Here is an 18722-nt window from a genome sequence, read left to right on the forward strand (position 1 = left end):
GCCGGGGGCTGTCTCGAGGATACGCCCGAACGCGGCGCCCCCCGACCACCGGGATGAAAGAAGCGACGAAATTTCCAAACGGCTCAGAAAGGAACTGATTCAGAGCGGCGCCGTCTTGCAATTCGGCGCCGCTCCGGGAAGGCCCGGGCTCAGAACAGGGCGGCCTGCAGCGCCCTCCGCGCCTTCGCCACCCGGGGGTCGTCGCCCGGCAGCGCCTCGAACAGGCCCAGCAGGTGCACCCGCGCGGCGTTCTTCTCCTCGCCCGCGCTGGAGCGCACCACCGACAGCAGCAGCTCGAACGCGCCCTCCACGTCGCCCTGCAGCAGCCGGACGTCCGCCTCCTTCAGCGGGTCGGCCTCCACCTGCGCCTGGTCGTAGTCCTTGACCCGCAGGGTCAGTTCGGTGAGCGTCAGCCTGCGCTTGGCCGCCTCGTCCCTCGGGTTCGCGGCCAGGACCTCGCGGAACGCCTCGGCGGCGGCCTCGAAGTCACCGCGGGCCAGGGCGTCCTCCGCCGCGGCGTGCGCCGGGTCGACCGCCTCCTCCTCCTGGAGGGGCTCGGCGCCCTCGGGCGCCTCGCCCAGCAGGCCCTGCTCCTTGAGCGCGGCGAACAGCTCGGCCGTCGCCGCCCGGAGCTCCGCCTCCGGCGGGACGCTGTTGAGGAACGGCATCATCTGGCCCTGGACGACGACGCCGACGAACGGCAGCCGCTGCACCCTCATCTGCTGGAGGTAGCCCTGCAGCTGCTGGTTGACCTCGATGTCGATCGTGGCCAGGTACCAGGAGCCGCCGCCCTCGGCGACCAGCTTCTCCAGGTCCGCCACGAGCGCGTCGCAGGACGGCTCGTTCTCCACCACGAACGCGACCATCACCGGCGTCCTGAGGGAGCGCTCCACCACCTCCGCGCTGAACGTCGCGTCGGTCGCCTCGAAGGAGTACCGCGCTTCCCGCCCGCCGCCCCCGGCCTGCGCGGCGCGCTCCTGCTGCTTCTTCGCCGCCGCTGCCCGGGCGGCGAGGTCGACGGCGCCGTGCAGGGAGAAATCACGCTTCTGCATACGACCCATCCTGCCGTATCCGAGGGGGGACTCGTACGCTCCACCCCGCACCGACCCTCCCCCGTCTGTTTTCCTCCGGCCTGTCCGACACGGCCCCGCGCACCGGAGGCGACGCCGGACGCGACATCGCCGAGAGTGACCAAAAGACCGCTGACAGCGATGGCCAAGCGTCGCTATAGTTCCGCTGTCGATGCGTGATGCGCGGGCAAAAGGCCAGGCTGCGCGGGGTTTGGCGCGCACTGGAACGAGCCCGCGAGGGACGCGCCCGCATCGCGAGGATCGAGGGGGATTGACAGAGTGATCGTGGAGACTTCCGCGATCGTGGCGAGGGGGCTGGGGGTACGGCGCGGCGGACGGTGGGTGCTGCGTCCGGCCTCCTTCGGCCTGCCGGAGGGGATGGTCGGCATCGCCGGCCCGGACCCGTCCGACCGGTCCGACCTGCTCGCCACGCTCGCGACGCTGCGCCGCCCGTACGCCGGCCGGCTCGAGGTGCTCGGCCTCGACACCCGGGCCCGCTCGGCCCTGCGCCGGCTGCGCACCCGGATCGGCTTCCTGCCCGCCCGGACCCGCTGGGCCGACGGGTTCACGGTGCACGACCTGGTCTCCTACGCCGCCTACTACCAGCGCCGCCCTCCCTCGTCCGTCCGGGACGTCCTGACCGCGCTGGAGCTGTCCGACGTCGCCGCCTGGACGTTCGGCGACCTGCCGCCGGACCTGCGCGTGCGCGCCGGGCTGGCCGCCGCCTGCGTGCACCGGCCGCGGATCGCCTTCCTTGAGGAGCCGTTCGGCGCCCTGGGCGACGCCGCGCGCGCCGAGCTCGTCCCGCTGCTGACCGCGCTGGCCCCCACCGTGGTCGTCACCGCTCCCGAACCGGGGTGGCTGGTCCCCTGGTGCGACCACGTCCACCTGCTGGAGCGCGGCCGGCTCGCCCCGGCGGGGGAGGCGCCCGCGCCGGGAGCGAGGGAGCGCCCCGAACCGAAGCCGCGCCACGGCCACTGGCACCTCGTCCGCCGGCCCCAGCGCATGATCCGCCGGGCGGCGGTGCCGCGGGCCTGAACCCGCGGGAGGGCACGGCCGCCTCGACGGCGGGGGCGGGAACGGAGCGGTGGCGACGAGGGGGTGAGCGGTGTCTGATCTGACACGGGCCGTACGGCCCGCACGGATCGCGCGGGTGGCCCGGGTGGTGCGGGTGGACGCCCGGCGGGGCTCGCTGCTGACCGCCGTGCCGCTGCTGGCCCTGCTCGGCGCGGTGGCCGGCTGGCACGAACTGCCGCAGGGGTTCCGCGACTGGGACAGCGTGGTGGGGGCCGCGGAGGCCTCGGTGCGCTGGATCGGCCCGGTCGTGGCGGGCCTGGCCGCGTGGACCGGCATGAGCGGCCGCCGTCTCGACTACCTGCGGGCGCTGACCGCCCGGTCCCCCGCCGCCGCCCCGCTGCACGACCTGGCGCTGCTGAGCGCGGTGGCGCAGTCCGGCTACCTGGCGGGCGCCCTGACGGTGGCGGCCCCCGTGCTGGCCGACGGCGGTTTCCGCGAGGCGCACCTGCTGGGCATCCTGGCCGGGGCGGGGAGCCTCTCCCTGTTCACGGTGGCCGGCTACCTGGCGGGCCTGTCCTGGGCCCACCCGCTGGCCGTGGTCCTCGTGACGGCCACGGCCGCGGGCTGGGCCGCACTGCGTTCCGGGGAGTCCTGGACGGTGCTGCTGCCGCCCTCCCGGCTCGGCCCGATCGACCTCTTCGACATCCTGCGCCCGGGCGTGCTCGCCGCCCAGCTGTGCTGGGCCGCGGGGCTGACCGCCGCCCTCGTGCTCGGCCATCTGGCCTGGATCACCCGGCGCGGCCTCCTGCTCGTCGGAGTCGTCCTCTCCCTGGCCGTGACCGCCCTGTGCACGGCCCGCATCCACGCCGCGGACGGGGTGGCCAGCCGTCCCTCGGAGGTGCGGTACGCCTGCCGCCACTGGCCGGTGAGCGTCTGCGTCCACCCCTCGCTCGCCGAGGCCCTGCCGGTGCTCAGCGCCGCCGTCGCGCCTCTGGCCGCCCGGTTGTCGGGCACTCCCGACGCCATCGTCCGGATCGAGCAGCGCGCCGGCCGCGAACCCGCGTTCTTCGACGGCGGGACCGTCGGGTTCCACCTGCCCGACCTCTCCCCCGGCTACGAGCGCCGCGCCGTCCACGAGATCGAGTCCACCCTCACCCGCTGCCCCTTCGCCCCCACCGGCCTCCAGGCCCAGGTCAGCGCCTGGCTGCGGGACGACCCCGTCCCCCGCCTCCCCGACACCCCCTTCACCCGGTGGACGGAGCGCCAGCGCCGTGCCTGGTTCGCCCTGCGCTATCCCGACTTCCAGTCCTGCGACCTCACCGCGTCATACTTCTTCTAGACCCGCTTCCGCCGGCGGGCCCGTCTTCATCCGAACGTTTCCAGGCTCGCGGAATAGGTGGACCGTCTCAGGGAATACGCAGGGCATGAACCCCTCGAAAACGGCACTTTTCGTGAAGACCGGCGTGGTCGTCATGACGCTGGCCGTGCTGTACGCGGTGGCCCAGAGCATGAGCTGGCTGCCCGACTGGACGAACCCGTTCGGTGAGCGCACGAAGGACCGGTCAGGGCCGGTGGTGCTGCAGTCGATCCGCGACCTGTCGCGGTACGAGGCGGCGACGGGACAGTTCCAGGTGGTGGTGGACCTGGAGAAGGACGCGAAGTTCCTGCCCAGCTCGGTCCGGGGCGAGCGGACGCTGTTCGTCGGGGTGGGCACCGTGGACGCGTACGTGGACTTCTCCAAGATCGCCGACGGCGCGGTGAAGATCAACGCCGAGCGCACCGAGGCGACGATCACGCTGCCCGCGGCCCAGCTGGAGGAGACCTCGCTGGACACCGACGAGTCCCGGGTGTTCGCCACCCAGCGGGGCATCTTCGACCGGCTCGGGGACTTCTTCTCCGGCAACCCCAACGACCAGCAGAAGATGTACCAGCTGGCCTCGCAGAAGATCCAGGAGGCCGCGGGCGGGAGCGGGCTCAAGGAGCGCGCGGACGCCAACACGAAGCTGATGCTGGAGAACCTGCTGAAGGCGCTGGGCTTCGAGAAGGTGACGGTCGTCCAGACCCCGGCGCAGCAGTGAACGCGGAGGGCCGGGGGCATCGGCCCCCGGCCCTCCGCGAAGGTCAGACCTTGATGACCAGGGCGTCGCCCTGGCCGCCGCCGCCGCACAGGGCGGCCGCGCCGGTGCCTCCGCCGCGGCGCTTGAGCTCGTAGGCGAGGGTCAGCACCACCCGGGCGCCGGACATGCCGATCGGGTGGCCCAGCGCGATGCCGCCGCCGTTGACGTTGACGATGTCGGGCGAGAGGCCGAGATCGGCCATCGACTGCAGGCCGACCGAGGCGAACGCCTCGTTGATCTCCACCAGGTCGAGGTCGGAGACGGACAGCCCGGCCTTGCCCAGCGCGTGGGTGATCGCGTTGGACGGCTGGGAGTGCAGCGAGTTGTCCGGGCCCGCCACGTTGCCGTGGGAGACGATCTCGGCCAGCCAGGTCAGGCCCAGCTCCTCGGCCTTGGCCTTGGACATCACCACGACCGCGCAGGCGCCGTCGGAGATCTGCGAGGAGGAGCCCGCGGTGATCGTGCCGCTCCGGTCGAAGGCGGGGCGCAGCCGGCCCAGCGACTCGGCGGTGGTGTCGGGGCGCACGCCCTCGTCGTCCTTGAAGACCACCGGGTCGCCCTTGCGGGACGGGATCTCCACCGGCACGATCTCCTCGGCCAGCAGCCCGTTCTTGATCGCGGCGGCGGCCCGCTGGTGGGAGCGGGCGGCGAACTCGTCCTGCGCCTCGCGGGTGATGCCCAGCTTCGCGTTGACCCGCTCGGTGGCCTCGCCCATCGCGCAGTTCTCGAAGGCGTCGGTCAGGCCGTCGTAGGCCATGTGGTCGAGCACCTCGATGGAGCCGTACTTGTAGCCCGCGCGCGACTTGGGCAGCAGGTGCGGGGCGTTGGTCATCGACTCCATGCCGCCGGCCACCACGATGTCGAACTCGCCGGCCCTGATCAGCTGGTCGGCCAGCGCGATCGCGTCGAGGCCGGACAGGCAGACCTTGTTGATCAGCAGGGAGGGCACGTTCATGGGGATGCCGGCCTTGACCGCGGCCTGACGCGCGGGGAGCTGGCCGGCGCCCGCCTGCAGCACCTGGCCCAGGATCACGTACTGGACGTCGGAGCCCTGGATCCCGGCCCGCTCCAGGGCCTCCTTGACGGCCAGGCCGCCCAGGTCGGCGGCGCTGAAGTCCTTGAGGGAGCCCTGCAGTCGCCCGATGGGCGTGCGGGCACCGGCGACGATGACAGACGACATAACAGGGGGCCTCCCGGGACAGCGGTTCTTCCGTTTGCCACGATACCCAGGGAGTGCATCGGACCTTTCTGGAGGGGGCTGAACCATGCTGAGCCGTATCGACCACATCGGCATCGCCTGTCACGACCTCGACGCGACCGTCGAGTTCTACAAGAAGACCTACGGGTTCACCGACGTCCACTTCGAGGTGAACGAGGAGCAGGGCGTGCGCGAGTGCATGCTCAAGATCAACGCGACCGGCGACGGCGCCGCGTCCTACATCCAGCTCATCACCCCGACCCGGCCGGACTCGACGGTGGCCAAGTGGCTGGAGAAGAACGGCGAGGGCGTGCACCACATCGCCTTCGGCACGGACGGCTCGGACGTCCAGGAGGAGGCCGACGGGATCGCGGCCAAGGGGGTCCGGGTCCTCTACGACGCTCCGCGCCGGGGTTCGATGGGATCGCGGATCACCTTCCTGCACCCCAAGGACTGCCACGGGGTGCTCACCGAACTGGTGCAAAAAGCCTCTGAAGCCTGAGTCATCCAGGAGTGCCTGTTTCGTGACGTGATCGAAACCACGTGGTCACGCACCGGGTTTTCCGTTGGCGTTTATCCCTAATTGTCCGTTCTACCGGAGCGTAGGGAAGGTATGAAGTAGGCCATACGGGGGCTCCGAAGAACGTAACAAATAGGACAATCCACGCAGTGCGTTCAGATGAGCCCCCAACACGGCAGCAGCCGGAGTACGCTGCTCTCGCCGGAAGAAGGTCTGAGCCAGCAGCCAGGCGATCAACCGGTCTGTGAGACACACACCAGAACCCCGGCCGCACTCGTCACACCAGGATTGAGCCTCCATGCAGTCCGACATCGACGCCCAGCTCAGCAACTTCCTCGAAGACAGCAACTCTTCAGAGTCCAAAGAATTCGACGTGGTGCTCAGGGGCTACGACCGGCACCAGGTCGACGAGCACATCAAGGTGCTCGACAACAAGGTGCGCCAGCAACTCGACAAGTCCGAGGCGCTCCAGCGGGAGCTGCGGGACGCCCACCGGCAGCTCCAGGAGCAGGAGCGCCCGACCTACTCCGGTCTCGGCGCCCGCATCGAGCAGCTGCTGCGCCTGGCCGAGGAGCAGGCCACCGAACTCGTCGGCGCCGCCCGCTCCGAGGCCAACGAGATCAAGGCCGCCGCGAAGGTGGACGCCGCCGAACTGCGCGCGACCGCCGAGAACGACGCCGCCGAACTGCGCGCCACCGCCCAGCGCGAGGGCGACGACATGCGCAACACGGCCGAGCGCGAGGCCGAGGAGGTGCGTACCGCCGCCCGCCGCGAGGCCGACGAGCTGACCTCCACCACCGAGCGCGAGGTCGCCAAGCTCCGCGCCACCGCCGACCACGAGGTCGCCGAGAAGCGGGCCACCGCCGAGCGTGAGATCGCCAAGCTCCGCACCACCACCGAGCGCGAGGTCGCCCAGCTGCGCGCCTCGACCAAGCGCGAGCGCGACGAGATCCTCACCACCGCCAAGCGCCAGGCCGACGAGATGCGCGCGCAGGCTCAGCGCATCCTGGAGGAGTCGGAGGCCCAGCGCGCCCAGGCCGAGGCCGAGTTCGAGATCCAGCTCGCGGCCCGCCGCGAGGAGGCCGACCGCCAGGACGCCGAGCGTCACGCCGCCGCCCAGGCCGCCACCCAGAAGCTGGTCGCCGAGGCCGAGCAGCGCGCCTCCTCCGCCGAGCAGCGCGCCGCCAAGGCCACCCAGCAGGCCGAGCAGACCCGCCGCGAGGCCGACCAGCACGCCAAGCAGCTGATGGCCAACGCGCGCAAGAACTCCGACAACGTGATCTCCGAGGCCAAGGCGCAGGCCGAGCAGCTGCTCGCCGAGACCAAGGCCGAGGCCGAGCGCATCCGCACCGCCGCGCAGCGCCAGGTGGACGAGCTCACGCGTCAGCGCGACTCCATCACCAGCCACCTCAACCAGCTGCGCCAGCTCATCGGCGGGGTCTCCCCGGTCATGGGCGGTCCGGAGGCGGTCGCCGCCCCCGAGCCCGCTCCGGCCGTCGCCGCCCCCGAGCCCAAGCCGGCTCCCGCGGCCAAGCCCGCGGCGTCCGCCGCGTCCTCGAAGAAGGCGTCCCAGGACGACGACGACTGGTGGCAGGAGTAGTCTCCCGTTACCGCACGCTGTAGAAAGAGAGCCTGAGGCCAGAACGGCCTTAGGCTCTCTTGCGTCTACAGCTGTGGACACACCGGGTGCGAGGAGAGACCGAGTGCAGGAAAAGACCCCCCCGCCGGACGCGGTGCCCGACGAGCCCGCCGCCGAACCCGGACAGGTGGAAGTCGTCCCCCGGCCCGCCGGGGAGTCCGCTCCGGACGGGCCCTTCCACCCCGACCCCATCACCGACATGGAGCAGCGCCGCCGCGAGGCGGGGGTCACCGACCAGCTCCCCTTCGGCCTGCTCGGCCGCCCGCTGGGCCGCTTCAACCCGTTCTCCCTCGGCTTCACCGGAGCGCTCGGCGTCATCGTCGCCCTGCTGCTGTTCGAGGCGGTCCAGAGCGCCAAGCACGTGCTGCTGCTCATCCTGGTCTCGCTGTTCCTGGCGGTGGGACTGAACCCGGCGGTGGAGCGGCTGGTGCGGGTGGGGCTGTCCCGCGGCAAGTCCGTCGGCCTGGTGTTCCTCGCGGTGCTGCTGTTCTTCACCGCCTTCGGCTGGGCGCTGGTGCCGCCCATCGTGACGGAGATCTCGCACTTCGCCGGCGAGATCCCCACCTACCTCACCCAGCTGCAGAACAACCGCCAGATCGCCGAGTGGGACACCAAGTACAAGCTGCTGGAGAAGGCGCAGGAGAAACTCAGCGAGTCGGACTTCCAGAAGAACGTCGCCGACTGGGCGCTCAGCGTCGGCAAGGGCACGCTGTCGGCCATCTTCAACACCTTCACGGTGCTGATCCTGACGCTGTACTTCCTGGCGGGCCTGCCGCAGATCAAGATGTTCTTCTACCGGTTCACCCCGCGCTCGCGCCGGGCCCGGGTCGCGCTGCTGGGCGACGAGATCCTCGACCAGATCGGCAACTACGTCGGCGGCGCCTTCACCGTCGCGACCATCGCGGGGATCAGCGCCTACCTCTTCCTGGCGATCGCCGGTGTTCCCTACGCCGCGGCGCTCTCCCTGATCGTGGCGCTGACCGGTCTCATCCCCATGGTCGGCGCGACGATCGGCGGCGTCCTGGTGACCATCGTCGGCTTCCTCACCGGACTGCCCGAGGGCATCGCCTGCGCGGTCTTCTTCGTCGTCTACCAGCAGCTGGAGAACTACCTCATCTCGCCGCGCATCATGGAGCGCTCGGTGGACGTGCAGCCGGCCGTGACGGTCGTCGCCGCCCTCATCGGCGGCGCCCTGATGGGGGTCATCGGCGCGCTGCTGGCCATCCCCACCGCGGCCGCGATCTCCCTCATCATCCGCGAGGTGGTGCTGCCCCGCCAGGACGCCAAGTAGCCGGGCCGCGGCTTCAGGGGGTGGAGCGGGCCACCGCCGCGACGAACTCCGCGACGGCCTGGTCGAACAGGTCGGGCTGCTCGATCGGGGTGAGGTGGCCGGCCCGCGGGATGACGGTCAGCTCGGCGTTCGGGAGGGCCTCGGCCATGGTGCGGGCGTCGTCCTCGGTGGCCAGCCGGTCCTCCGAGCCCACGATGACCAGGGCGGGCACCTTGACGCCGCGCAGGGTGTCCGTCGAGTCGGGCCGTGCCGCCATCGCCCGCTGCGCCCAGGCCGCGGCCTTCGGCGGCGCCGACTGCACCAGCCCGCGCACCCGCCCGTAGACGAGGGCGCGCTGGTGCATCGTGGTCGGGCCGAGCAGGCCGGGGAGCACCTCTTCGACCAGCACGTCCGGCCGGTTCTCGGCGGTGAGCCGCTCGGCCATCCGCAGCCGCTTCTCCCTCGCCTCCCCGGTGTCGGCGGAGGCCTTGGTGTCGGCGAGGACGAGCCCGCGGACCCGGTCGGGGTGGCGGCGGCACAACGCCATCGCGACGTAGCCGCCCATCGACACCCCGCCGATGACGGCGCGGCTGATGTTCCTGGCCTTCAGCAGCGCGGCGACGTCGTCGGCCATCACGTCGACGGACGGTTCCGCGTCGCCGAGCACCGAGCCGCCGAATCCGCGCAGGTCGGGGGTGACGATCCTGAAGCGGGACGCGAGGTGTTCGCGCTGCGCCAGCCACATCGCCGATGACAGGGGAAACGCGTGCAGCAGTACGAGTGGAGTCCCCTGCCCGACATCCCGTGCGTACAACTGCATCAGAGCAGCCCTCCCAGTCACCTTGAACGCGGTTCGGCTCAGGTCTCAGTACCCGCACCGGCGTCGGCTCATCTGTCCGTGGCCGCGATCGGACGTTTCCCGGCTTCCGGGAACAGGCGGTTCAGGGGAGTTCGGTCGGCAGCGGCCAGGCGTCCGGCGCCACGTGCCTGACGATCTCGTCGAGCACCACCCGGACGGACGGCTCCCCCACCCACAGGTGCTTGGCGCCGGGGAACCCGATGACCTCGGCCTGCGGGACCCGGGCGAAGCGGGCGGCGGCCTCGTCGGGCCGCAGGTAGTCGTCCAGTTCCGGCACGAGCGCCACGAGCGGGCGGCCGTCGGCGGCCCAGGCGTCCAGGTCTCGGTCGGTGGCGCGGTGCAGCGGCGGAGAGAGCAGGATCGCGCCCCTGACCAGGGGGTCCAGGCCCCACTTGAGGGCCAGTTCGGTGCCGAAGGACCAGCCGACCAGCCAGGGGTTCGGAAGGTCGTGGTACTCGGCGAACTCCAGCGCCGCGGCCACGTCGTACCGTTCGCCCTCGCCGCCGTCGAACGCCCCCTGCGAGGTTCCGCGGTCGGAGGTCGTGCCCCGGGTGTTGAACCGGAGCACCGCCAGGCCGGCCAGTGACGGAAGCCGGTTGGCGGCCTTGCGCAGCACGTGGCTGTCCATCATGCCGCCGTGGGTGGGCAGCGGGTGCAGGCAGACCAGGGTCGCCGCGGGGGGCCCGTCCTCGGGCCGGGCCACTTCGCCGACCAGTTCCAGCCCGTCGGCGGTGTGCAGGGTGATGTCCTCGCGGTGCGCGGGCAGCACCGTGCTCGCCCTGATCTCGGTCGTCACCTTCTGGGTCCTCTCCGCAGCCGGGCCTGCCAGCAGGGCCGGTGCCAGTGCCTTCGGTCGTCCGGCCCGCCGCGGTCGGCGGGCCAGGCGACCAGGTGCGCCGTCCGGGGCGAGATCTCCTGGTCGCAACCGGGGCAACGGTAGGTCTTCAGCGCGGCGGAGGCGAGGATCGTGCGGACGTGCCATTCGCCGTCCGGCTCTCGCCGGGTCTCCTGGATCCCGTAGGACCAGGGGCCTCCCATGTCCCGACCCGCACGACCGTCTCGCCTGTTCTTCCGCGCACACACGGTTTCTAGGCTATTGCTCCCACTGACCCCGGTTGCGCAGTTCGGTGATCGGCCCCACGGGGAAGCCGCAGCCGAGGGTCATCGCCGCGTCGGCCGAGTCCGCGTCGCAGTAGCCGCTGCGCACCATCTCGGCGGCGTCCTGGAGGTAGGGGCCGTAGAGCCGCTCGGAGACCTCCGCGGAGGCCTTGCCCTCGACCGCGTTGACGACGCTTCCGGAGCCGACCTTCTCGTAGGTGTAGAAGCCGCGGCCGGTCTTGCGGCCGAGCGCGCCCTCGGCGACCAGGGAGCGCAGCAGCGCCGCCGGCTCGTGGCGGGCCTCGCCGGAGTCGCGGTGGATGGCCTCCAGCACCTCCAGGCAGGTGTCGAGGCCGATGAGGTCCATCAGGGTGAGCGGGCCCATGGGCAGCCCGATCGCCGTCATGGAGGCGTCGATGTCCTCCTTGCCCGCCTCGCCGGACTCCAGCAGCCGGGCGGCGGGGCCGAGGTAGCCGAAGAGCAGCCGGTTGGCGACGAACCCGGCGCGGTCCCCGATGGTGACGGGAGTCTTGCCCAGGTCGCGGACCAGTTCGGTGACGGCGGAGACGAACTCCGGCCGCGACCGCTCGGTGCCGATGACCTCGACCAGCTTCATCACGGGGGCGGGGTTGAAGAAGTGCACGCCGACGATCGAGTCCGGACGGGTGGTCGCGGCGGCGATCTCGGTCACCGAAAGGGACGAGGTGTTGGTGGCCAGCACCGCGTCCGGGCCGCAGACCTTGTCGAGCTCCGCGAAGACCTTCTCCTTCAGGTCGATGCGCTCGGGCACCGCCTCGATCACCAGGTCGCAGTCGGACAGGGCCGCGAAGTCGGTGGAGAAGACGACGCGCCCGAGGATCTCCGCCTGCGCCTCCTCGCTGAGCCTGCCGCGCTTGACCGCGCGTCCGGTCGAGGCCTCGATGTTGCCCCGGCCCCGCTCCAGCGCCGCGTCGTTGATCTCGACGCCGACGGTCTCGACGCCCCCGCGCGCCAGTACCTCGGCGATCCCGGCACCCATGGTGCCCAGCCCGACCACACCCACCTTGCGGAAACCCATGTCATTCCCTTCCAACGGTTCTGGGTGAAGTCTCGCAGACGCCCCGCCGGGGCATGCCAGGGAGCATGCGCTTTGCTCTCTTCCTCCCCTCCGGGCAGTGGCCGGGCCGCTCCCCCGGCGCGGCTCTGGCACGGACGGTCGGGCTGGCCCGGCTGGCCGAGGAGTACGGGTTCGACGACGTGTGGCTGGCCGAGCACCATTTCATGGGCTACGGGGTCTGCCCGTCCCCGGTCGTCCTGGCCGGGCATCTGCTGGGCGCGACCAGCCGGATCGGGGTGGGCACCGGGGTGGCGGTGCTGCCGGCCCGGCATCCGGTGGCGCTGGCGGAGGAGGCCGCACTGCTGGCCTCGGTGGCGCCCGGCCGTTTCCGGCTGGGGGTGGGCAGGGGCGGCCCGTGGCGGGAGCTGGAGGTCTTCGGCACCGGGCTGGAGCGCTGGGAGCGCGGTTTCCCCGAGGCGCTGGAGTTGATGCTGTCCTGGCTGCGGGCCGCCCCAGGCGGCCGTGTCGGCGCTGACGGCGAGTTCTTCCGGTTCCGGGAGGTGCCGGTGGTGCCCGTGCCCGAGACGCCGCCGGAGGTGTACGTCGCCTGCACGAGCCCGGAGACGGAGGCACTGGCCGCCGCGCACGGACTGCCGATGCTGCTGGGCATGCACGTGGGCGACGCGGAGAAGGCCGAGGCCGTCGCCCGGTACCGGGCCGCGGGCGGTCCGGAGCCGGTGCGGCATGTCTCCACCGGCGTCGCCTGGGTCGCCGATTCCCGGCGGGAGGCGCACGCGACCGTCCAGGCGGAACTGCCCCGGTGGCTGGGACCCGGGCTGGCCGGTTACATGCCCGTGGACGACCGGATGAGGCCGGTGACGGACGCGGCCGCGTACGCGCGGAAGCTGTGCGGGCTGCACGCGGTCGGCACGGTGGAGGACTGCGTGGAGGCGCTGGCCCGCGCCTGCGCGGTCCCCGGAGTCGGGCAGGTGAGCCTGCTGGTGGAGTGCTCGGAGGACGAGGACCGGGTGGCCGAGAACGTGAAACGCCTCGGCAGCGAGGTGCTGCCGAGGCTTCGGGCGGAACTCAGCAGTCGCGCAGTTCCGGCGACTGGTTGAGGATCTGCTCGCGTGCGGTCACGAACCGGCGGTAGGTCTGGGAGTTCGCGGCCGGACCCGAGAAGACCGCGACCCTGTGGCAGTTCTGGAAGGCCAGCTTGACCCCGAAGTAGCGCTCGATGCTGCCCCGCATCGCGTCGCTGGCCAGGACGCGCAGCAACTGGCCGCGCGCCTCCTCGTCCGGGGGCGGGGTCTGGTTGTCGGCGAACTCGCCGCCGGCCACCTCCAGGTCGGCGACCAGACCGCTGATGAGGTCCCAGGCGTAGGGCAGGGAGTCCCGGATGCACTCGACGAACGTGGCGTCGTCGATTTCACCCTGCTTGGCCTGGTCGAGCAACTGGGGGGAGACGTCTAGAGACATGCGTGTGGATTCCTTCCGCCGAGTTGTCCACTCGCGACGCTAATCACCTTTGCGGACCGCGTCCAGAGGTCCGGCCCGGCGGAAGGACGCCCTTCGCTTACCTCACCGAAAGAGTTCCCTTACCGGTAGGTCTTCCCGTGGAGCTTCTTCATCAGGTTGACGATCTGCTCCACCTCCTTCTCCGTACGGGTGAAGGTGGTGGTGTCGAGCGGCGTCTTGAAGCGCTGGCGGGTGATCGCCTTGGCCCGGGCGAACTCGCGCAGGCCGTCCGCGCCGTGGATGCGGCCGAAGCCCGACTCGCCCGTCCCGCCGAAGGGCAGGCCGGGGATCAGCGCGAACGCGAGGGCCGCGTTGATCGAGGTCATGCCGCTGCGCAGCTTCCGCGCCACCTCGATGGCCGACCTGCTGCGCGAGAAGATCGTCGCGGCCAGGCCGTACTCGGTGGCGTTGGCCCGCTCGATCGCCTCGTCGACGTCCTTGACCTTGGAGACGGTGACGGTCGGCCCGAAGGTCTCCTCGCAGATCGCCGAGGAGGTCTCCGGCACGTCCACCAGCACGACCGGGTCGACGAACGGGCGGCGCACCGACTCGGGCCCGCCGACCACGGCCCGTCCGCCACTGGCCAGCGCGTCGTTGATGTGCCGCTCGATGATGTCGAGCTGCCTGGGCATGGTGATGGGCCCGAAGGAGGTTCCCTCCTCCTCGTAACCCGCCTTGAGCTTGTTCGCGCGCTCGGTCAGCTTGCCGAGGAACTCGTCGTAGACGCTCTCCACCACGTAGATGCGCTCGACGCCGGTGCACGTCTGGCCGGCGTTGGACATCGCGCCCCACAGCGCGGACGCCGCGGCGGCGTCGAGGTCGGCGTCGCCGGCCACGATGAAGGCGTCCTTGCCGCCGCATTCGGCGACGATCGGCGTGAGGGTCTCGGCGCAGGCGGCCATGACCTTCTTGGCGGTCGGGCCGGAACCGGTGAAGGCCACCTTGTTCACGCCCGCGCGGCACAGCGCGCCGCCCGTCTCGCCGTAACCGGTGAGGACCTGGAAGACGGGGTGCTCGGGCACTGCCTCGGCCATCAGCTCGCCGAGCAGGACGCCGACGCCGGGGGTGTACTCCGACGGCTTGAACACCACGGTGTTGCCGGCCGCGAGCGCGAAGGCGATCGACCCCATCGGGGTGTAGATCGGGTAGTTCCACGGGCCGATGACGCCGACGACGCCCAGCGGGTGGTACTCCAGGATCGCCTTCTGGTTGATGGCGAGCAGGCCGGGGAAGACGCTGCGCGGCCCGAGCACCTTGCCGGCGTTCCTGGCGGCCCAGTCGAGCAGGTTGATCGCGCCGACGGCCTCGAAGACCGCGTCGCCGACCGGCTTGCCGGTCTCCTCGTGGATCACCCGCGCCACCTCGTTGAGGTTGCGGGCGATGGCGCTCTTGAAGTTGAGCAGCCGGACGCGCCGTCCCTTCCAGCCGAGCCCGGCCCACCACTCCGCGGCGGCCTTGGCCCGCTGGACCGCTTCGAGCACCGCCTTCTCGTCGTGAACGGGGTGCTCTCCGACGACGTCACCGGTCGCCGGGTTGAGGGACGTGAAGGTCGTGCTGCCCGTTTCGGTCGTGACCGACATAACGGGACCTCCCAGAGAGACAGAGACGGCTGTTCCAGCGTAGTAAATCATCACTTACGCCTTCTCGGTAGCTTCACCTCTGCCAGAAGAGGAACAGCAGGTGGCCCAGCCTCGCGGCGTCGGCGTCGATCCCGAACCAGCCCGTGATGCGGTACACGAGATCGAAGAACCAGCCGTTGAAGACCGGGATCCACAGCAGCGCTATGAGCCCCAGGAACGCGTAGCTCCCCCAGGGCGCGACCTTCCGCACGAACGTGCGCGGCAGGTAGGGCTCCCAGACGCCGAAGCCGTCCAGGCCCGGGACCGGCAGCAGGTTCAGCACCGACGCGGTGACCTGCAGGAACCCCAGATAGGCCAGCGCGCACCAGAACACCAGGTGACCGGACCCCGCCAGCCTCGTCAGCGCCAGCCCGACCGCCACCGCGAACACCACGTTCGCCAGCGGCCCGGCCAGCGACACCAGGCTGTGCCGCAGCCTGCCCCGGATCGCGCCCCGGTCCACCCACACCGCGCCGCCGGGCAGGCCGATGCCGCCGAGCAGCAGGAACAGCACCGGCAGGACGATGCTGAGCGTCATGTCGGTGTACTTCAGCGGGTTCAGGGTGAGGTAGCCGCGGGCCTCGATCATCCGGTCGCCGAAGCGGTGCGCCAGGAAGGCGTGCCCGAACTCGTGCAGGCACAGCGACACGATCCAGGCGCCCACCACGAACCCGAACACCGCCAGCCGCGCCGGCTGCTCGTCCAGGGCATCGCCGTAATGCCAGGCGCCCAGCCCGCAGGCGACGGTGAACGCCAGGATCCCCAGGAAGACGGGGCTGATCCCCCGGCCGGAACGGTGCGCCGTCGGCTCTGCTGCTCTCACGGGGCGAACGCTATCCCGCCCGGTGTATGGGGGGAATCAGGGGACCAGGGCGGGCACCACGTACAGGCGCAGGAACCTCCGGGTCTCCTCGTCGGCCCGGACCAGGGGGGCGAGGCTGAGCGAGGCGATCATCCGGAAGAGGAACTCCACGGTCCCGGCGACGTCCAGTTCGGGGCGGAGCAGACCGGCCTCCTGGGCGGCGGCGAAGTAGGGCTCGACCCGTTCGGCGCACATGTCCAGCGCCCGCTGCGAGGCCTGGCTGACCACCTGGTGGGTGTGCCCCACCGCCTCCGGCACGAACAGCGCGGCGAAGCGCGGCTCGCCCTGGACGAACTCGACCGCGTCCATGACCCCGGCCACGACGGCCTCGGCGGGGGTGAACTCCTGCGGCAGCCGGTCCCCCATGCGGTCGAGGAAGCGCCCGACGTCGCGCAGGAAGACGGCCAGGATCAGCTCGTCCCTGCCTCCGGAGAAGTTGCGGTAGAGCGTGGCGCGCGACATGCCCGCCGCGTGCGCGACGTCCTCGACGGTCGTCTTGGCGACTCCGAATTTGGCGAAGCATTCCTCCGCGGCATCGATGATCTTCTCCTGAGGCGACATGGTCACAGCCTAACCGTGAGACACGACTTGTGTTTTGTCTCACGACTGCGTGAGTATGGACCCATGAACCTCCGCAAGACGATCGACGACTCCTACTGGTCCATGCTCGCCGCCGCGCACCTGCCCGGAGAGCAGTACACCGAGCCGGTGGGCGACCCCGGTCTCTTCGGACCCGGCTCCGCCCTGTGGTACGTCCACACCGACGTCACGGGGGTCCTCGGCGGAGTCTCGGGCCTGCTGCTGGGCACCCTGAACGAGCCCGTCACGCACGGCACCAACCAGCACTCCAGCTATCTGGAGGACCCGATGAAGCGGCTCGGCTTCACCAGCAGCTTCATCCGGGGCATGTCCTTCGCCTCCACCCCCGTCGCCGAGAAGCTGGCCGGGATCGTCCGGACCATGCACAAGCGGGTGCACGGCACCATGCCCGACGGCCGCCCCTACTCCGCGACCAGCTCCGACGACATCATCTGGACGGGGACCACCCAGGCCTACCAGGCCGCCCGCGCCCACCTGCGCTACCACCCCAAGCCCCTGGACGGGAAGGGCATCGACGAGTACCTCTCCCAGTACGCCGTCATCTCCGAGAAGCTCGGCGCCACCGACGTCCCCAAGTCCCGCGCCGACGTCGAGGACTACTTCGCCATGATGCGCCCCCGCCTGACCGTCAGCGAGGAGACCCTGGAGGCCATCGGCTTCCTCCGCGGCCCCTACGGCGACGACAAGGTCACCCAGACCACCACCCAGATCGTCAGCCGCGTCGCCACCGACCTCCTTCCCGGCTGGGCCAAGCGCCTCCTCGGCCTGCACCCCACCACCCCTCTGGCACCCCTCGCCGCCCGCGCCGCCGGCCTGGCCATCACCCGGACCCTCCGTTACGGCGTCCACCAGCGCTACGTCGAGCAGGCCCACAAGCGCGTCGGCGCGGCCTTCGTCCCGCCCGGCGACCTGTGACACCCGGCCCGACTCGCCGCGGGTTTCCGCCCCCGGAGGCCGGCCGGCCTCCGGGGGCCTTCGCCTACTGGGGGCAAGAATAGGGACAAAATGGTCTAGTCGGACAAAATAGACTCGGCACTGACCTTAAGGGTGAATGCGTTAATTCTCCCGCCTTCTTGACCGAATGCGAAGCCGAGTGGACATTTCTCAATACTTTATGCCGGACAGATGCTGGGTGAAGTCACACTTCGCATCTGGAGGTTGACATGTTCAAAGAGACTCTCGGAGCCGCGGTACTCGGAGTGACGCTGGCGAGCGTGCCGGGAGCCGCCACGGCCGCGCCCGAGGACGCCGCGGCCACGTCCTCCGCGCCCTCCGCCGCGGCGGCCACCGCCGCGGCCCGGAGAGAGCGGCTCTTCGTCGACATCGACACCGAGCGCGTATGGCGGCGGCGCGGCCACATCGAGATCAAGGTCAGCGAGGCCGACAGCCGCAGGCGGGTGCGGGGGGTCCTGGCCTGCCTGCACACCAAGCGCTGGGGGCGCGGCGGCGGAGGCTGGGAGAGCCTCGGCTGCGAGCGCACCGACTGGAGGGGCGAGGCCGACTGGTACGTCAACCTGGACCGGCGCAGCGTGTACCAGATCCGCATCCACCGGACCTGGCGTTACCACTCCTACCGCAGCGACTGGTTCCGTGTGCTGAACCGGGGCGGATGGGACAACGGCCGGGACCGGGACAACGGCTGGGACCGGAACAACGACATGAACGGTGACCGCCGCAGGTGAGAGGGCGGCTCGGACCGCGCGGAAGAGCTGATCGCTGAATCGCGAATATCACCGTGATCCAGCCAAATCGGATCCCCTGGAATCCTTATGGTTTCCAGGGGATTTACTTATTTCAAGCCAGACCCCGAACCTCCAACAGTGTTTGAGAAGACAGAGCGTCCAGGCCGCCGGTTTTGACCAACAGTAGAACAGCCCGGACATTTCCCAATACCAAATGGCGGACAGATGCCGTTTAGTCACATCTTCACTCTGGAGGTAGACATGATCAAGGAAACCATCGGTGCCGCCGTCCTGGGTGCCGCCCTCTTCGGAGCCCCCGCCGTGGCGAACGCCGGCGAGGTCAGCACCGTCGGCAGCGGGTCGGCCACGGTCACCGCGCACTGCGACGACTGGTGCGACGGCGGCTGGGGCCACCGCCACCACCGCCGCCACGGCTGGGGCCACGGCTGGGGCCACCACGGCTGGGGCGGGGGCTGGGGCCACCACGGCTGGGGCGGGGGCAGCTTCAACAACAACTACAGCGGCAACCAGTACGGCGGCATCAACTTCCGTATCTGACCCTGAGGCCCATCGATGAGGCCATGGCGGTAATGGCCCCATCCGGCCCCTCGGAGACC

Annotated in this window: 20 protein-coding genes; 10 read left to right on the top strand and 10 right to left on the bottom strand. The window is 70.9% G+C overall.

Annotated elements, in window-relative coordinates; all coding sequences use genetic code 11:
• Window positions 1-149: 149 nt before the first annotated feature.
• Window positions 150-1052 (bottom strand): co-chaperone YbbN, encoded by a 903-nt coding sequence (locus ABD327_RS05870; RefSeq protein WP_344449135.1) that lies wholly within the window; start codon window positions 1050-1052, stop codon window positions 150-152.
• 297 nt (window positions 1053-1349) lie between these two features.
• Here ABD327_RS05870 and ABD327_RS05875 point away from each other — a divergent pair, with 297 nt between their 5' ends.
• The 3 genes from ABD327_RS05875 to ABD327_RS05885 all read left to right on the top strand — a co-directional run bounded on the left by ABD327_RS05875 (window position 1350) and on the right by ABD327_RS05885 (window position 4165).
• Entirely contained in the window at window positions 1350-2108 is a 759-nt protein-coding gene (locus ABD327_RS05875; protein WP_344449137.1) for an ATP-binding cassette domain-containing protein, read from the top strand.
• Window positions 2109-2178: 70 nt separating this feature from the next.
• A complete protein-coding gene (locus ABD327_RS05880) occupies window positions 2179-3426 on the top strand; it encodes a hypothetical protein (protein ID WP_344449138.1) in 1248 nt (415 codons plus the stop codon).
• 85 nt (window positions 3427-3511) lie between these two features.
• Window positions 3512-4165 (top strand): DUF4230 domain-containing protein, encoded by a 654-nt coding sequence (locus ABD327_RS05885; protein WP_344449139.1) that lies wholly within the window; start codon window positions 3512-3514, stop codon window positions 4163-4165.
• A gap of 43 nt (window positions 4166-4208) precedes the next feature.
• Here the strand turns inward: ABD327_RS05885 and ABD327_RS05890 are convergent, their stop codons facing one another.
• Window positions 4209-5384: an acetyl-CoA C-acetyltransferase gene (locus tag ABD327_RS05890; RefSeq protein ID WP_344449140.1), complete on the bottom strand. Its 1176-nt coding sequence runs from the start codon at window positions 5382-5384 to the stop codon at window positions 4209-4211.
• Between the two features lie 85 nt (window positions 5385-5469).
• On the opposite strand from ABD327_RS05890, the gene mce reads away from it, so the two are divergent.
• The 3 genes from mce to ABD327_RS05905 all read left to right on the top strand — a co-directional run bounded on the left by mce (window position 5470) and on the right by ABD327_RS05905 (window position 8852).
• Entirely contained in the window at window positions 5470-5904 is a 435-nt protein-coding gene (gene mce, locus ABD327_RS05895) for a methylmalonyl-CoA epimerase (protein WP_344449141.1), read from the top strand.
• A gap of 316 nt (window positions 5905-6220) precedes the next feature.
• Window positions 6221-7522, top strand: a complete 1302-nt coding sequence (locus ABD327_RS05900) for a DivIVA domain-containing protein (protein ID WP_344449142.1) — start codon at window positions 6221-6223, stop codon at window positions 7520-7522.
• A gap of 103 nt (window positions 7523-7625) precedes the next feature.
• A complete protein-coding gene (locus ABD327_RS05905) occupies window positions 7626-8852 on the top strand; it encodes an AI-2E family transporter (RefSeq protein WP_344449144.1) in 1227 nt (408 codons plus the stop codon).
• Between the two features lie 13 nt (window positions 8853-8865).
• Here ABD327_RS05905 and ABD327_RS05910 read toward each other — a convergent pair whose 3' ends face one another.
• The 4 genes from ABD327_RS05910 to ABD327_RS05925 form a co-directional block, all read right to left on the bottom strand.
• Window positions 8866-9651: an alpha/beta fold hydrolase gene (locus ABD327_RS05910; protein WP_344449146.1), complete on the bottom strand. Its 786-nt coding sequence runs from the start codon at window positions 9649-9651 to the stop codon at window positions 8866-8868.
• 121 nt (window positions 9652-9772) lie between these two features.
• Entirely contained in the window at window positions 9773-10486 is a 714-nt protein-coding gene (locus tag ABD327_RS05915) for an alpha/beta hydrolase (protein ID WP_344449148.1), read from the bottom strand.
• Window positions 10483-10728 carry an ATP/GTP-binding protein gene (locus tag ABD327_RS05920; RefSeq protein ID WP_344449149.1) on the bottom strand — a complete coding sequence of 82 codons (246 nt, stop codon included), beginning with the start codon at window positions 10726-10728 and terminating at the stop codon, window positions 10483-10485. The genes ABD327_RS05915 and ABD327_RS05920 overlap by 4 nt, the downstream gene beginning before the upstream one ends.
• Window positions 10729-10783: 55 nt before the next feature.
• Entirely contained in the window at window positions 10784-11845 is a 1062-nt protein-coding gene (locus ABD327_RS05925; protein ID WP_344449150.1) for a 3-hydroxyacyl-CoA dehydrogenase, read from the bottom strand.
• Between the two features lie 65 nt (window positions 11846-11910).
• Between ABD327_RS05925 and ABD327_RS05930 the strand changes: the two genes are divergently transcribed.
• Window positions 11911-12942, top strand: a complete 1032-nt coding sequence (locus tag ABD327_RS05930; protein ID WP_344449151.1) for an LLM class flavin-dependent oxidoreductase — start codon at window positions 11911-11913, stop codon at window positions 12940-12942.
• Here ABD327_RS05930 and ABD327_RS05935 read toward each other — a convergent pair.
• The 4 genes from ABD327_RS05935 to ABD327_RS05950 all read right to left on the bottom strand — a co-directional run bounded on the left by ABD327_RS05935 (window position 12911) and on the right by ABD327_RS05950 (window position 16384).
• Window positions 12911-13303 carry an SCO5389 family protein gene (locus ABD327_RS05935; protein WP_344449152.1) on the bottom strand — a complete coding sequence of 131 codons (393 nt, stop codon included), beginning with the start codon at window positions 13301-13303 and terminating at the stop codon, window positions 12911-12913. The genes ABD327_RS05930 and ABD327_RS05935 overlap by 32 nt on opposite strands.
• A gap of 119 nt (window positions 13304-13422) precedes the next feature.
• Complete coding sequence (locus ABD327_RS05940) at window positions 13423-14922, bottom strand: aldehyde dehydrogenase family protein (protein WP_344449153.1); 1500 nt, start codon at window positions 14920-14922, stop codon at window positions 13423-13425.
• Window positions 14923-14995: 73 nt separating this feature from the next.
• Window positions 14996-15784, bottom strand: a complete 789-nt coding sequence (locus ABD327_RS05945; RefSeq protein WP_344449154.1) for a site-2 protease family protein — start codon at window positions 15782-15784, stop codon at window positions 14996-14998.
• 36 nt (window positions 15785-15820) lie between these two features.
• Complete coding sequence (locus tag ABD327_RS05950; protein ID WP_344449155.1) at window positions 15821-16384, bottom strand: TetR/AcrR family transcriptional regulator; 564 nt, start codon at window positions 16382-16384, stop codon at window positions 15821-15823.
• Window positions 16385-16447: 63 nt separating this feature from the next.
• Between ABD327_RS05950 and ABD327_RS05955 the strand changes: the two genes are divergently transcribed.
• From ABD327_RS05955 to ABD327_RS05965, 3 genes are all read left to right on the top strand, one after another.
• Complete coding sequence (locus ABD327_RS05955) at window positions 16448-17338, top strand: oxygenase MpaB family protein (RefSeq protein WP_344449157.1); 891 nt, start codon at window positions 16448-16450, stop codon at window positions 17336-17338.
• A 248-nt stretch (window positions 17339-17586) separates the two neighbouring features.
• A complete protein-coding gene (locus ABD327_RS05960; RefSeq protein WP_344449158.1) occupies window positions 17587-18105 on the top strand; it encodes a hypothetical protein in 519 nt (172 codons plus the stop codon).
• 261 nt (window positions 18106-18366) lie between these two features.
• Window positions 18367-18663 (top strand): hypothetical protein, encoded by a 297-nt coding sequence (locus ABD327_RS05965; RefSeq protein ID WP_344449159.1) that lies wholly within the window; start codon window positions 18367-18369, stop codon window positions 18661-18663.
• The last annotated feature ends 59 nt before the right edge of the window (window positions 18664-18722 follow it).

Origin of the sequence: Actinocorallia aurantiaca (genome assembly GCF_039533685.1) — a bacterium.
Taxonomy (GTDB): Bacteria; Actinomycetota; Actinomycetes; order Streptosporangiales; family Streptosporangiaceae; genus Actinocorallia; species Actinocorallia aurantiaca.